This window comes from Flavobacterium sp. EDS (genome assembly GCF_020991525.1).
In the GTDB taxonomy this organism is placed as follows: Bacteria; Bacteroidota; Bacteroidia; order Flavobacteriales; family Flavobacteriaceae; genus Flavobacterium.
Genome location: NZ_JAJMOZ010000036.1, coordinates 1 through 1,560 on the forward strand (window position 1 = coordinate 1; position 1,560 = coordinate 1,560).

General features: G+C 49.2%; 1 rRNA gene. It reads right to left on the reverse strand.

From position 1 onward, the window contains the following. Window positions 1-21 precede the first annotated feature (21 nt). A 16S ribosomal RNA gene (locus LPB87_RS20535) occupies window positions 22-1,535 on the reverse strand. Window positions 1,536-1,560: the final 25 nt, after the last annotated feature.

A 1,560-nucleotide genomic window follows, 5' to 3' on the forward strand; every position in this document is an offset into this window, starting at 1 on the left:
TGCTAACATATAGGGCTCTAGAAAGGAGGTGTTCCAGCCGCACCTTCCGGTACGGCTACCTTGTTACGACTTAGCCCTAGTTACCAGTTTTACCCTAGGCAGCTCCTTGCGGTCACCGACTTCAGGCACCCCCAGCTTCCATGGCTTGACGGGCGGTGTGTACAAGGCCCGGGAACGTATTCACCGGATCATGGCTGATATCCGATTACTAGCGATTCCAGCTTCACGGAGTCGAGTTGCAGACTCCGATCCGAACTGTGACCGGTTTTATAGATTCGCTCCTGGTCGCCCAGTGGCTGCTCTCTGTACCGGCCATTGTAGCACGTGTGTAGCCCAAGGCGTAAGGGCCGTGATGATTTGACGTCATCCCCACCTTCCTCACAGTTTGCACTGGCAGTCTTGTTAGAGTTCCCGACATGACTCGCTGGCAACTAACAACAGGGGTTGCGCTCGTTATAGGACTTAACCTGACACCTCACGGCACGAGCTGACGACAACCATGCAGCACCTTGTAATTTGTCTTGCGAAAAATCTGTTTCCAAATCGGTCAAACTACATTTAAGCCTTGGTAAGGTTCCTCGCGTATCATCGAATTAAACCACATGCTCCACCGCTTGTGCGGGCCCCCGTCAATTCCTTTGAGTTTCATTCTTGCGAACGTACTCCCCAGGTGGGATACTTATCACTTTCGCTTAGCCACTGAGATTGCTCCCAACAGCTAGTATCCATCGTTTACGGCGTGGACTACCAGGGTATCTAATCCTGTTCGCTACCCACGCTTTCGTCCATCAGCGTCAATATATTAGTAGTAACCTGCCTTCGCAATTGGTATTCCATGTAATCTCTAAGCATTTCACCGCTACACTACATATTCTAGTTACTTCCTAATAATTCAAGTTTAACAGTATCAATGGCCGTTCCACCGTTGAGCGATGGGCTTTCACCACTGACTTATTAAACCGCCTACGGACCCTTTAAACCCAATGATTCCGGATAACGCTTGGATCCTCCGTATTACCGCGGCTGCTGGCACGGAGTTAGCCGATCCTTATTCTTACAGTACCGTCAAGCTGGTTCACGAACCAGGGTTTCTTCCTGTATAAAAGCAGTTTACAATCCATAGGACCGTCATCCTGCACGCGGCATGGCTGGATCAGGCTTGCGCCCATTGTCCAATATTCCTCACTGCTGCCTCCCGTAGGAGTCTGGTCCGTGTCTCAGTACCAGTGTGGGGGATCTCCCTCTCAGGACCCCTACCCATCGTAGCCTTGGTAAGCCGTTACCTTACCAACTAGCTAATGGGACGCATGCTCATCTTTTACCGTTGTGACTTTAATTATAAAATGATGCCATTTAATAATACTATGAGGTATTAATCCAAATTTCTCTGGGCTATCCCTCTGTAAAAGGTAGATTGCATACGCGTTACGCACCCGTGCGCCGGTCTCTAATTCCGAAGAACTATACCCCTCGACTTGCATGTGTTAAGCCTGCCGCTAGCGTTCATCCTGAGCCAGGATCAAACTCTTCATCGTATATTTTTTATATTATATTGCGACT